This is a genomic window from Anabaena sp. UHCC 0204, from assembly GCF_009711975.1.
Taxonomy (GTDB): Bacteria; Cyanobacteriota; Cyanobacteriia; order Cyanobacteriales; family Nostocaceae; genus Dolichospermum.
In genome coordinates, this window is record NZ_VIKW01000009.1 from 256,951 (window position 1) to 269,246 (window position 12,296).

A 12,296-nucleotide genomic window follows, 5' to 3' on the forward strand; every position below is an offset into this window, starting at 1 on the left:
GAAATAATTAAGAATATACAAATCTTATATAAATTGTTATTACAGAACTATGCAAAAGGGAATAAAGAATGTATATTAGTCTCAACTTAGTATACCGAAAGATTTATAGTCTACCAAATATGGGATACCCCCAGTTCACATGAAAAGGAACTGGGGGTATCTGTGTTTTGGGGACTAGGTTGGGCGCAGACCCTGCGCCCCTACCTCCTGACTCCTTCCATAATTGTCATCTCCAACCTAACCAGCGTAAGCAGGGGATAATTAGGTAATAGCTTAGACTTAAACAAAAACTGATTAAGATACTCACCAAGCTGAAAAAACCTATGGCTGGGAAGATGTCAAAGCCTGTGGGTATTTTGGAAAAATGGAATAAACTTAGTGATACTTGGAAACGAATTAAAACGGCGAGGATATTGGCGCTACCCAAACCAGCAATTACAGCGTAAGCTAATTGATGAGTGCGAAGCCCTAAACCCAGGGTTAATAAGGGAAATGAAACTAAAATCCATGTTACTAAGTTTTCGGCGTTGTTAGACGATGTAATAAACTGACAAACTAACCAGCCTAAAGCATAACCTAGAAAACCCATGGAGGCTGACATCAAAAATCGGCGTTTTTGTCCAAAACAGCCGGATAAAGTCAATCCCCATGCAGTTCCCAAACCTGCAAAAGCATAAACTATCGTTTCTGATGCTATATAAGGTTGATTTTTAACTAATGTTGGTAATTGATAGGACAATAATTCTAGCCAGCGATCGCCTAAATTAGTATAATAAGCCAAAGTAACTCCAACAATAGTACCTATTCCCCCACAGATACTGCTCAAAATCATCACCCAAATTGTCGCTACACAGGCTAATAAGGATTTAAAAATACCCTGAATAATTAATAACGTGGTATTACTGATAGCTTGAGTAAATTCAGTTACTGATGTGACTATAAATTTCCCTGTACTGCTAAATAGTCCTTCCCGTGGTGGTGGGGAAGCAATCTTGAGTAATCTTTTGTGAATAATAGCTGCATGGGCTGGACGCAATTTCACGTCTTCTTGTACCATTTCATCGAGTAAATCGGCTAAATTTGGGTTAATTGTCCGATAACTCCGCCAGCGTAATTCCCCTGTCAAACTATCTTCCAAATCTGACGGATACTTACCTGTTAGCAGTTGAATCATTGTCCGTCCCAAAGCATAAAAATCTGCCACAGGACCAACATTACCGCCGCGAATTTGTTCGTGAGGGCTATAACCGGAAGAGTATAATCGTGTAGAAGTGGGATGCGATCGCAAAACTGAACCACTAAATTGTTTAGCACCGCCAAAATCAATTAACACCAATTGATCATCCTTAGCGGGTGTTGCAGGCGTGGAAGTACGCAACATCAAATTAGAAGGTTTAATATCCCGGTGAATAATTTGACGTTTATGTAACTCCTGCAAAATCTGTACAGTTTGGATAAACCACTGCACTACTAAATCTTCTGAACAACCTTGAGGAGAACTTCTCAATACTTCCTCTAAAGTATATCCATTAATTTTTTCCATCACCAAACAAGGTAATTGATGAGGTTTAGGACTAACTAAATTGACTTGAAAGTAACCATCAGCATCAACTTTAGGCACACCAAGATTACGGAAACTACTGAGGACTTCCGCTTCTTGAATGAACAATTCTAGCGCCTTGGGTGAAGTTTCTACCAGCACCTTCAGCACTTTTTCTGTTTGTGTCTTTTCATCCCAAATCGTGTAAATTTGGGCAAATCCCCCCGCTCCTAATGGTTGAAGAGGGAAATAACGGTCTAATAGATGCAACGGTGCGCCACAACTGTTACAGAATTTGTTTCCCCAGGGTTGAGGATAAGGACGCTGACACCGAGGATTTATGCAGTGAACCGCACTCTGAGTTATCTGGGTCAAAACCACGAAAATACAAAGGCTGGATCGATTTTAGCGTCTATTTCACTTTAGTTCTAGATATTTCTGTGAATCAAGCACAAAACTTTGATGTTCAAGCTTTTCTACGGAAAGTTACAGGGTAGATAGTATTGTATAAATAATACAGTGATTATCTTCAGTTATTACGAGTCAGAATCTGTGATTATTACAACTTAATATAGCGATATGCACTCTTTGTGAGATACAGTCAACCAATCGCAAACTCTGTAGGGGCGCAGGGTCTGCGCCCTCGATTGTATTACTAGGGATAACCGCTATAAAATACTAGCTTATTAACTTCATCAGGATTAGGTAAGCACATAATTAGTCTTTTCCGTGACCTGATTACCGAAAATTCATCCAAAATTTAATAAATTCACAAATAACAACTTTTTATTTGCAGGGGTGAAAGTTACTGAAAATAAGTCTTTTTACTGAAATTTAGCTATAAAAAAGTATTTTAGCCCGTGTATCTAATTATATTTTTTCTGTGAAGATAGCAATAAAAAGTTGACTACACTACTAGGGCTATGACACTATCTTTTCAGTGAAGATACTGAAAAAAGCCAATCACAACATTATAGGAATCGTAAAGATATCTGAAAGACATTTAAGTAATGTAGGCATGAACTACCATAGACAGGTCTAGTAAGACTTAGTATTACTGATGTACATTTCAAATTCTATTCCTATATTCAGAATAAACTCCAGTATTGATTTTAAGGAATAAATTGAATGACAACTTTAAGCGTATTTAAGAGAATTTCGGTATTAGCTGCTACATCTGTAATAGCAGTCACGGTTACTACAGCAAAAGCATCAGCTACCACCTTCTACTTAGGAAATGGGATTGACTTACCTGAAATAAAATCCAGCGTTAGCTACACTGAAGACGGTATTTCCTTATTAGCAACAGGAACTCAAAACAGCGGTGCATCGAGAAATATTTACCAAAGTACATTAGGGCTAGGAGTTACTAGTAGAAATAGTGTAGTTACTAGTGTTCTTAGTGGGGACAATCAGATTAATGGGGGAGTTACCCTTGGGGAAACACTCAACTTGACTTTTAGTCACACTGTAAAATTGCTGTCTACCACTTTTAGTCGTGTCGGCAGCAATGACAGTTTTAAACTATTGGTAGATGGAAATCACTATATTTCTGCTAATATTCCCGGTGGTAATTTCTTAGACTTTGATATTAGTAAGTTCACCTTTACCCCTTCTCCAACAGGCAATATTTTCGGATTTAGTGTTACCGATGGCAACGATGACTATTTAGTAAAGTATGTTGAGGTTGCTAAAGTTCCTGAACCTGCTTCTATGTTAGGTTTCTTAGCTTTTGGTGCTATGGGTGCAGGTTCTATGATCAAGCGCAAACAGCAACAAAAAACAATATTAAAAGCATAACTTCACAACTTTAACTATTAACAAATCTACTTAATCAAGATTCAAAAATTAACCGTGTTTTTCCTAGTGGAAAGCTCGGTTATTTTTTCATCCTCTCTAAGAGTATCTGTTTCAGTTCAACATCATGCTAAATTGACAAATGATGATCTCAATTAACAACTATATCCATCTCCAGTCATAGGAAAATTATAATCAGAAAATATAGCATGATTGTGATGATCACCGCTAGTTTCGTGATCAAGAACTTCCACAACTTTGTTATAAATGTCTTCCGCTTCTTCGGGAGAATCACCAATACTTGTTAATCCTAATTTGCCAAATTGGGAAAGACAACCCATCAGATGAAAAACCGTACCTGTTTCTGTGCCACTATCAAAATGTAATCTGTGGTGAGCGATAATATCCATTAAGTCATTAGGTAATAATCCCTGATAACTAGCTTTTTGTAAATTGTCTGTGGCAATATAATATTTAGGTCTACCTTGCTGACTATAAAATAAACCAGTGGACAAATCATAACGTCCATTAGTTAATAACTTTAAAGTCATAAATGGGTGAGTTGTACCACCTTTACGGAGATTAATTTCAATTGCTTGAATATCCCATTGACCATTACCTTTGTCAACAGTGATAAAATCAGCACTAAATCTTTCCAAAGCCCCTTTTTCTGCTAATTTTTTACCAACCCTTAAACCTAATTCCTGTAATTCACAACGATAATTTTTATCAGCAGGAAAACGACAACCTACATAAATTTGTCCGTCTGGTCCGCCTAAAATTTGATCATGAGTGGAAAGTATTTCTACTTCTCCCGTCGGTGTAATTCTACCTTGAACACTGGGAGAATGTTTGATCTCTCCTTCGATAAAAGCCTCTGCTATTGCACCTAATTCAGGAATGCGTTGAGAAAAATTTGCCCAGGTTTCTTGTGAAGATTGAAAACGTAAATGGGGAAAGCGATCGCTAATTGCTGCTACCCTTTGAATATGATCAGCTTTTCCTGGTGCAAAATCCATAATTGGTTTTAAATCCAACAGTGCATTACCTTCTCCCGAAAAACCTTCATTCAACTTAATTACCATTCTTTGTAATGTCGGTTGACGTTCCCACAAATCAGCCGCAACATTTGCTAAATCGGCTGAATTCTTCACCAACTCGCTACCGTCAGGAAGGGGAACATCACTTTCTTGAAAAATTTGTCTACTCCCACTTTTTGTTCCCCAAATTTGCAAATCTGGTGCAGCCGCATATAAAGGTACACCTAATTTTAAAGATAATTCTGATTCCCAAAATGTCGAATTATAACAGACCATAAAAGCTTTATCTAACCGCAAAGCCTTGTGAATACGTTCTAATAAACGGGGACGTTCTAATATTTTTTGACTCAATGGTTTTAAAGAAGCATCATAAGTAGAAAGTAATAATAAACGATGACGAGCATGGGAAAAAGGAATACCAGGAAGTAATTGTAAATAATAGTCAATAATGCTAGGATGAAGAGGCATTGAAGTCACATAAATTAATCTAGTGCGGGGATTTCGTAACCGCATTAAAGAGAAAAGCAATCTTTCCTCATAATGTTCACATCCTTCCACCTTGAGCAATTCTCGTTGATCTATACTCAAAGAAGGAATAATTAAAATATCCGCTTCACTATTGTCAAATAACTCGCTAGTTTTCCAGCGATCGCGTAAAATTAATTGTAAATCCCGAAATTTATCAATTTGCTGTAAATCATCAATATTTAGTGTCACCATATCCCCACCCCTATACCAATTCCTATACTAATTCCCTACTTAATATATATCTCAAGGAAGAGAGCAGATAAAGATTGTCAATGTATCTTTTTGTTACTTTATTAAGAGATATCAAAATCTCCTCTTTCTCCACCTCTGTTACCTCTGCGCCTCTGTGGTTTGTTTAAAAAAATTACAGCCTGCTACACAAATGATGGCGATATTCATTCCTCAAAACTTCAGACTAAAGAGAGATGAATAAATAATTAATAACTAATACAATCTCAAAATGGGAATATATAAATTAGTAAAAAATTCACTTATTATGGTATCTCCAAAACCATTACATGATACAGAATTAGTAGATTGTGCCAGAGCAAACGCCAACCAGGGAATAGAAACAGCAGCTTATTACTGCGGTTATGGTCATGATATTAATACATTTGCTCAACAATTACGCCAAGCTTGTGAAAAAATGAATTTACAAGTGAAAGAACTCAACGAACTGATTACAGATCAGGATATGATCTTAAAACTAGGAACTGGAGAAATTATTGCACCAGAGACAGCATCAGAACTTTAATTTTGTTGGTGCAGCTTTCATTTTGCGTTTATTTATACGTAGGATGGAAATTTCCCACCATAAACCAGTTTAAGTGGAAATAACTGTCCGTCATAGAATCCTCTTGCCTATCAAAACAAGTATATATATTTACACCACGCCACCTATCAGTAATCAAAGCAGAGTGCCGTATCACAGTATGGACAAAATACAAATAAAGTTATTTATCGGTTTTAGCCCTAAAAATGGTAAAATATATAGAAAAACAGACTTGTACTAGTACACAACGGCGTAAGTCAACCAACCATTAAAAATTTGACAAAAGCTTGTGTAATCTGCTTTTTTAATTTTTAATTTTTAATTTTTAATTCCGCACTGCGGTACTAGCTTCGGTCTCAACAGCAAAGGTTTAGCAATGTTTACTTCATCAGAAACTCCTATAATTGCAGCCATTGTGCTGATAGCGTCCGGCATTTTAGGCTGGGGCTTTTATCGCGCCAGACCTTTTGGTAAACTAGGCATCTTAGCCTGGTTACAATCAGTCGTCTTAATGACTCCCTGGCTTTTGTTCTTTGGATTATTTGCCGCTGGTATTTATATCAACATCGTTGGGATCTTATTCTTGGTGGTAGCTTCCGCTGGGTTATATATTTTCCTGGGGAGAAAATTACGGGATGCAGGTCAAGATGCTATTCTCAAGCAACGGGCAACAGATAGACTCGCAGCCGAAGGTGATAAAGACAGTCCCGTAGTAGTAACAGAACTGAAATTAGAACCAACCCCCATACCCGAAGCAGATTTAAGCCAGATTAGAAGCATTTTCGGGATTGATACATTTTTTGCCACAGAAACTATTCCCTACCAAGAAGGAGTAGTTTTTAAAGGTAACTTGCGGGGAGAACCCGAAGCCGTTCACAACCGACTAACGAAGAGTTTGCAAGAACGGTTAGATGATAAATACCGCCTGTTTTTGGTAGAAAACACTGACGGTAAACCTGTAATGATTGTTCTACCCAGCCGCACAGACCCCAGGCCAACCCAATTAGCTCAAAAAGCCTTTGCGGTGATTTTGTTGATAGCAACTATCGCTACAAGCTTAGAAGTGGGGGGGATATTACAAAATTTCGATTTATTAAGTAACCCCGAACGGTTTGCAGAAGCTTTACCTATCGCTTTAGGTTTATCTGCAATTTTGATATCTCATGAAATCGGACATTGGTTATTAGCGCGTCGTCACCAAGTCAAGTTGAGTTGGCCGTTCTTTTTGCCAGCAGTGCAAATTGGCTCTTTTGGGGCAATTACTAGATTTGAGTCCCTTGTACCCAGCCGCAAAGCCTTATTTGATATAGCGTTAGCTGGACCTGCTTTTGGTGGGATTACTTCCTTGTTACTGCTGGTGATAGGGTTGCTACTTTCCCACCCAGGAAGTTTATTTCAATTACCCAATCAGTTTTTCCAAGGTTCTATTTTAGTCGGTAGCTTGGCGCGGGTTGTCCTCGGTTCGGCTTTACAATCTCCGTTGGTGAATATTCATCCTTTGGTGATTATTGGTTGGTTAGGATTAGTTATCACGGCGTTGAATTTAATGCCCGCTGGACAATTAGACGGGGGGCGAATTGTCCAAGCGATTTATGGACGCAAAACCGCAGGAAGAACTACTTTTGCAACGATAGCTTTATTGGCTGTGGTATCGCTGGGTAATGCTCTGGCTATGTATTGGGCTATTGTGATTTTGTTTTTGCAACGCGATTTAGAACGTCCTAGTTTGAATGAAATCTCTGAACCAGATGATGCTAGGGCGGCTTTATGTCTTTTGGCTCTGTTTCTCATGATTACTACTCTTTTACCTTTAACTCCGGCTTTAGCTGGACGTTTGGGGATTGGTAGTTAGGAATTTCGGCGTTGCTGAAAGCTAATTTCAACTCAGCAACGCCAAATTTTCATTGTCAATTGTCAATTGTCAATTGTCAATTATTCAAAGGTTTCCAATCGGCTAATAGGTTGGGGTAATTTGTTGGTGTGGGGAAATTTTTCTGCCATGCTTGTTGACGTTGTTGGGGGTTTTCTTGGCTCAGTTTCCATAGGGTTTCGTAGAAAAAGAAGGAAACGCCGGCAAATTTTCTTTCTCGCACTTTCTCTATTTGAGTTGTGATTTGTGCCATGGTAACTGTGCGATTTTTTAACCCACTTAAAATCCCAATACTTACAGGAATATGACTTTGGGCTAGTTTGACTTCGGGATATTCTAATTCGCTGATAAAGACGTTTAAATCATTACGATAAATTTGTAAAACTAAGTCTTCAATTAATCCCATTCTTTCCCATTTTTGCCAATCTGCAAGGTAGTATTCGTAGGAAAATCGCTGGGGATTAGGAGCAACGGAAACGATACAATCTTTTTTATTTGCTTTAATTGCTGTAAATACCCGTTTCATAAATGCGGTGATTTTGTTCGCTCTCCAACTTACCCATTCTGGATCTTTGGCGTTTGCGGGGGGAAGTTTACCTTTGTGTTCTTTCTTGTATAATGCTGTGGTGTAGGCATCATATCCTAGTTCTGATGGTAATCCGAAATGGTCATCAAATTGAATTCCATCAATGTCATAGTTTTTGACAATTTCTACAATCAAATCTTGGATAAATTTCTGCACATCTGGACGAAAGGGATTTAACCAAACTCGGTTATGTGTTCCTTCTTTAATTATTTTCGTCCCATCTCTGCGATTTGTCAGCCACGCAGGACGATTTTTAGCTAGGAGTGAATCAGCAGGGGCCATAAAGCCAAATTCAAACCAGGGAATTACTGTTAAACCTTGTTTATGTCCCTCGGTTACTACTTCTTTGAGCATATCTCGCTTTTGTAGTCCGGGGGTAGGGTCAACTGATTTACCAATGACTTTGGCTGCGACTTTGCTAGGATATAGTGTATATCCCCAATTCCAGACGGCGGGATAAACGGTGTTAAAGTTGAGTTGTTGTAATGTTCGTAAACTTGATTTTAAGCGATCGCTCTCAAATAAAACATCACTATCAATATTTGTTAACCATACTCCCCGTAATTCTGTAGATTTAGGAATTTGAGCATTTAAGGGGAATGATAGCATCAAGAAAGCAACCATACTCACGGCCATCATAGCCGCTAAAAATCCTAGTTTTCTACTTTGACGTTGCCATTTTAGAACTATTTTTTTCATCGGTTATCCCTGGTTTGTTAAATTTGGGGTTTCGCGCAAAGAGGCAAAGGAGCAAAGACGCAAAGGAAGAAATAGATTAATTTGAAAATCATATCTACTTCTAGTAATTAATCAAAAATAGAAACTACTTTAATCCCAGTTACTCGGTGCATAGGCTTTGTTTTTTTCTCGGTTGTGACTAATTCCTCTGCACCCACTGACAATGCCGCAGCTACATGAAGCGCATCCATAGCAGCTAAACCATACTGGGAAGCAATTTTATAAGCCTCTTGAACAATATGAGTTAAATCGCTTGCCCAGTAGGTAACATCGCTAAAAAATTCTTCATAGAATTGAGCTTCTTCAGTTTGCTTGCTATACACTGCTTTGGGATTTACCTCTAATTTGACAAACTCACTAGAAGCGAATTCCCGTTGGGAATCTCCTAATATTTCCAGTGCTTTCTCAGCAATTGCACCAACACCATTTGTCGCACTAATTAACACTCCTGAATCAATATAAGTTATTTTCATTCTTCTCTACCTTGTAGTCCACCTCTGCGACTGGCAAGTTCCTTTTCTATTTCCTCTTCATTTAATAAAGGCTTACCAGCAGCAACAATTCTAGAACGAATCTGTCGCAAACGTTCCCCTAGAGGAGGTTTATTTGCAGAGTTTTTGAAATGAAGAAATTCCACAAACTCTAAAACTTCCTCTTGTTTATCTTGTGGTAGAGAACGCCACTTTGTTAATAACTCTTGTTCTGGACTCATTAGTATTTACCCATTACTATCACTACTCATGTTCCTATTATATAACAGGTGATAGGGTTGAAAGTCTCCTTTAATAAGTAACAGTTCCTAAGCAATCTTTGATAAAATCAATAATGATCTTAAAATCAACAAAATCCTCGGACTTTCTTCTTTCTTCACACATCCATGTACAAAACTTCATTTTTTGAAATACTTCAATTTCCTTTTCTTCTCCATAATCACCATATTCAGTTTTTAGTGGATAAAATTTTTCTTTCAATAAAGTATCACTAGATAAATCATCATATAAATGATCAGGAAATAGATTTTCAATTCCTTTTTTGAATTTTCTATTTTTTTGTTGAGGTATTGTTCTGATTTTTAATTGATCATGGTCTTCATTAGGCTTTTTAGTATCCCAATCATAAATCAATAATACTTTTCTAGTTAAGAATTTAGGGTTAGAAAGCAAAACATCTCTAGTATTTTTTAACCCGCCTTCACCAGTATTTATACTTTCCCCTTTGCCTATAGAAGCACCAACCCATTCAATATCAACTTGTGCTAAAATTTCTTTTTCTCCTAATAATGCTAAGGCAGTTTTAATATAAATTGGGTCAGTTTCTCCTTCTGTTAAAACTAGAGGTTTAGTACCTTTTTCGACGGTAGCTTTGACTTCATCTTTAACAGCATTGATTTTTTCACAATAGTTGCAAAACATCCGTTGACCATGTTCAGACATTAGATAACTACAGTAATCTTCCCAGACATGAACTGACCAATGATCTAATGTTTTTCTAAGATGTTGATAAGTAGGATTTTCTTTTCCATAACGCTCATATAAGAACCACTCAGGATAAGTAACTTCCGTATGAGCAGATATATTATGACGTGCCATTATTCTTAATAAACCAATTCCCTCAGCTTCCCACATTCTAAGGTGTTGAATGACATAAGATAAATGAGCAGGATTGGATGAATCTACAACAACAATAATACAAAATCCTAAGTATAAAGGGTTATCATGTTCTCCCTTAAAATAACCTTTTTCAAACGCATTAATAATACCTTGTGCTTGATTGTCTTCTAAAACATTATCAATCCACCAATCAGGAAGTATTTTATCTTCAAATCCATAACCACACATGAGCCAAAAACTACCAACAATATTTTGAGGATACTCTTCAAGTAATGATATTGCCCTCATACAACTAGTAATGCCAATTCTGGGTAAATGCACTGTCATTATTAAAATTCCTAGTTAAAAGAAAAACGTGATTGTATTTCATTAAACAACAAAATCAAACAAATAATGCACCATTTGCAACTTAGAACAAGCTGGAATTTCTACCTCTCTTCCTAACCTATCTAAAAATATCGCTTGATTATTATCAATAACTCAAAGTTCATGTTATAGTGTACTTAAGTGTACACATTTTGTCAATTCACTATTATGGACATCCAATCTGTAGGCATCAAAGAATTTCGTGCCAATTTACATAAATACACACAACAAGCATCTGAACCAATCGCAATTACTTCTCATGGAGTCCCAATAGGTTACTACATACCAACACAACCTACTCCTCAAAAACAAGATTTAATGGCTTTACAAGAAGCAGTCCAAAAAATCCAACAATTGCTGGAAACAAAAGGTATTAGTGAAGATGAATTATTGGCTGATTTCCAGAATGCTAAAGAAAGTACAATATAACGATGAGAAAGTTAATTGTTCTGGATACTAATATTCTGATTCGAGCAATATTAGCAGAACGTGTTCCCAACTTATTAGACAAATACAATTATAACTGTAGTTTTGTTACTCCCGCTTGTTGCTATGATGAGTTAAACGAGCATTTACCCAAAATTTTACAAAAAAGGAATCTTCCATTAGATCCATTTTTAAATGCTATAGAGAAACTAACAAAGGTAGTCATACCAATAGCTGACGAAATTTATAGCGAATATGAGTATGATGCTAAACGGCGAATACAAGAAAGAGATATAAAAGACTGGACAATAGTTGCTCTTTCTTTATCTTTAAATTGTCCAATATGGACGGAAGATCAAGATTTTTTTGGCATTGGGATTGCTACATGGAACACTCGAAACGTAGAGATTTATTTAGGTAGTAATTAATTCTGTAGTTGCAGGAAGAACGGTATAATTTTATTCTATTAAACAACAAAATCAAACAAATAATGAGCCATTTTCAACTTAGAACAAGCCGGAATTTCTACCTCTCTTCCTGACTTATCTAAAAACACCGCTTGATTATTATCACTCCCAAAACCACTATCAACTTTATCAATAGGATTCGCTACAATTGCATCTAAATTCTTTCTTTGCAATTTCTCTTTCGCAGGTGTAATAATATCCCCAGTTTGTGCTGCAAAACCAATTAAATATTGATGGGGTTGTTTGCGATTTCCCAGTTCAGCAACAATATCCGGTACTGCTGCGAGAGGAAGATTTTCAGGAAGCGATCGGTACTATAATCTCTAGGCTATTGTCAACTAACCTCATGGGTAATACTTATAACTAAAAATTATATGTATATAAATATCACAATACAAACTTATTATGTTGACAGTTTCATAGCCATAAGCACACCTTGATATATTCACAGAAGTATTTATATAAACAAAGTAACAAAAATAACACGGAAATTTATAAATTTCTTTTATAAAAAAATTCACCCAGCCGTGTTAAAGTTTTAATCTTGTTATCTTCC

The 12,296-nt window shown here is 36.8% G+C and carries 11 protein-coding genes and 1 pseudogene; 5 read left to right on the plus strand and 7 right to left on the minus strand.

Annotated features, from left to right (window positions below):
• Positions 1-226: 226 nt before the first annotated feature.
• A complete protein-coding gene (locus tag FJR04_RS10320) occupies positions 227-1,915 on the minus strand; it encodes a serine/threonine-protein kinase (RefSeq protein WP_168494262.1) in 1,689 nt (562 codons plus the stop codon).
• 753 nt (positions 1,916-2,668) lie between these two features.
• Here FJR04_RS10320 and FJR04_RS10325 point away from each other — a divergent pair.
• On the plus strand, positions 2,669-3,340 hold the full coding sequence (locus tag FJR04_RS10325; protein WP_168494264.1) for a PEP-CTERM sorting domain-containing protein: 672 nt from the start codon (positions 2,669-2,671) through the stop codon (positions 3,338-3,340).
• A 152-nt stretch (positions 3,341-3,492) separates the two neighbouring features.
• On the opposite strand, the gene FJR04_RS10330 is transcribed toward FJR04_RS10325, so the two are convergent.
• Positions 3,493-5,097 (minus strand): peptide ligase PGM1-related protein, encoded by a 1,605-nt coding sequence (locus FJR04_RS10330; protein ID WP_168494266.1) that lies wholly within the window; start codon positions 5,095-5,097, stop codon positions 3,493-3,495.
• A 304-nt stretch (positions 5,098-5,401) separates the two neighbouring features.
• Between FJR04_RS10330 and FJR04_RS10335 the strand changes: the two genes are divergently transcribed.
• Positions 5,402-5,659 (plus strand): hypothetical protein, encoded by a 258-nt coding sequence (locus tag FJR04_RS10335; RefSeq protein WP_168494268.1) that lies wholly within the window; start codon positions 5,402-5,404, stop codon positions 5,657-5,659.
• Between the two features lie 394 nt (positions 5,660-6,053).
• Positions 6,054-7,529 (plus strand): site-2 protease family protein, encoded by a 1,476-nt coding sequence (locus FJR04_RS10340; RefSeq protein WP_168494270.1) that lies wholly within the window; start codon positions 6,054-6,056, stop codon positions 7,527-7,529.
• A 76-nt stretch (positions 7,530-7,605) separates the two neighbouring features.
• Here FJR04_RS10340 and FJR04_RS10345 read toward each other — a convergent pair whose 3' ends face one another.
• The 4 genes from FJR04_RS10345 to FJR04_RS10360 form a co-directional block, all read right to left on the minus strand.
• Positions 7,606-8,832, minus strand: coding sequence for a glycoside hydrolase family 10 protein (locus FJR04_RS10345; RefSeq protein ID WP_168494272.1), 1,227 nt, complete (start codon positions 8,830-8,832; stop codon positions 7,606-7,608).
• A 107-nt stretch (positions 8,833-8,939) separates the two neighbouring features.
• Positions 8,940-9,344: a PIN domain-containing protein gene (locus FJR04_RS10350; RefSeq protein ID WP_168494274.1), complete on the minus strand. Its 405-nt coding sequence runs from the start codon at positions 9,342-9,344 to the stop codon at positions 8,940-8,942.
• Positions 9,341-9,583, minus strand: coding sequence for a DUF2281 domain-containing protein (locus FJR04_RS10355; protein ID WP_168494276.1), 243 nt, complete (start codon positions 9,581-9,583; stop codon positions 9,341-9,343). The genes FJR04_RS10350 and FJR04_RS10355 overlap by 4 nt, the downstream gene beginning before the upstream one ends.
• A 70-nt stretch (positions 9,584-9,653) precedes the next feature.
• On the minus strand, positions 9,654-10,808 hold the full coding sequence (locus tag FJR04_RS10360; protein WP_168494278.1) for a hypothetical protein: 1,155 nt from the start codon (positions 10,806-10,808) through the stop codon (positions 9,654-9,656).
• Positions 10,809-11,015: 207 nt separating this feature from the next.
• Here FJR04_RS10360 and FJR04_RS10365 point away from each other — a divergent pair, with 207 nt between their 5' ends.
• Positions 11,016-11,276, plus strand: a complete 261-nt coding sequence (locus FJR04_RS10365) for a type II toxin-antitoxin system Phd/YefM family antitoxin (protein WP_168494280.1) — start codon at positions 11,016-11,018, stop codon at positions 11,274-11,276.
• Between the two features lie 2 nt (positions 11,277-11,278).
• Positions 11,279-11,701: a PIN domain-containing protein gene (locus FJR04_RS10370; protein WP_168494282.1), complete on the plus strand. Its 423-nt coding sequence runs from the start codon at positions 11,279-11,281 to the stop codon at positions 11,699-11,701.
• A 38-nt stretch (positions 11,702-11,739) separates the two neighbouring features.
• Here the strand turns inward: FJR04_RS10370 and FJR04_RS10375 are convergent.
• A pseudogene (locus FJR04_RS10375) lies at positions 11,740-12,051 on the minus strand (phosphopantothenoylcysteine decarboxylase); the annotation flags it as partial.
• Between the last annotated feature and the right edge of the window lie 245 nt (positions 12,052-12,296).